Annotated in this window: 1 protein-coding gene; it reads left to right on the top strand. The window is 25.3% G+C overall.

Annotated elements, in window-relative coordinates:
* Positions 1 to 14 precede the first annotated feature (14 nt).
* On the top strand, positions 15 to 438 hold a 424-nt coding region (locus FPQ10_RS13170; protein WP_186278693.1), incomplete at its 3' end, for a hypothetical protein.

Genomic DNA, 438 nt, shown 5'->3' with positions numbered 1-438 from the left:
AGAAGTTTAGAACTATGAATAGTAATATTGCTATTGCATCAGCTGTAACTTCTTATGCTAGAATTCATATGATTTCTTACAAAACTTCTAACACATTTAAATGTTACTATACAGATACTGATTCAGTTATGATTGACAGTGATTTAGATTCTTCATTAATATCTAACAATTTAGGTATGATGAAAGATGAATTAAATGGAGTTAGAATTAAAGAAGCTATATTTTTAGGTAATAAAAAATATTGTTACACATTTGAAGAAGGTGGTGTATTACAAACTCGTAGTGTTTTTTCAGGTGCTCCTAGAAACTCTTTAACAATGGAAGATTTCAAAAAAATGTTAAAAGGTGAAATTGTTCCTATAACATTAAAATCTCAATTTGTAAAAACAATTCGAAATTTAAATGTAAAAATTAAAGAGAAAGTTATTAGATTAAGAA

It is taken from the genome of Allobacillus sp. SKP2-8 (assembly GCF_007559355.1).
Classification (GTDB): domain Bacteria; phylum Bacillota; class Bacilli; order Bacillales; family Alkalibacillaceae; genus Allobacillus; species Allobacillus halotolerans.
The sequence above is the reverse complement of the archived record's forward strand: the minus strand, read 5'-3'. Positions and strand labels throughout refer to the sequence as shown.